The organism is Neisseria sp. P0021.S007, assembly GCF_051956855.1.
On sequence record NZ_JBQCXA010001849.1, the window covers coordinates 1 to 392 of the forward strand.

Genomic DNA, 392 nt, shown 5'->3' on the forward strand with positions numbered 1-392 from the left:
ACATTGATGGTGTCACCCAATGCGTAGTTGTTGCTGCCGGTGGTACCACCGAAGTTGATGCCTTTGGCGATATTGGCGGCGTTGTTGGCTACGTTTTGGTTGGTCGCAAACAGTTGGCTGCCGTTAACGGCATCTTTACTGTTGGCGCTGACGGCGCCATCGGCTACGTTGGTCACTTTGTTGCCGGCGTTGTTCAATCCGTCTTTGGTCAGTTTGACATCACCTGCTTTAACGCCGTCTTGGGTCAATGCAACATCGTCGCCTACTTTCACACCGTCGTTGTTCACGGTGGTGTCGCCGGCTTTGACGCTGTCTACCACCAGGTCTTTGTTCAGCTTGACGGTCACTTTATCGTCTTGGGCTTCAGTGGTGATGTTGTCGTCGCCGGCAAC

1 protein-coding gene is annotated in these 392 nt (G+C 53.6%); it reads right to left on the reverse strand.

All coding sequences use genetic code 11. The features are described from left to right. Positions 1-392, reverse strand: a 392-nt coding sequence (locus tag ACTHUR_RS21775; RefSeq protein WP_440393101.1) for a hypothetical protein, incomplete at both ends; no start/stop codon positions are given.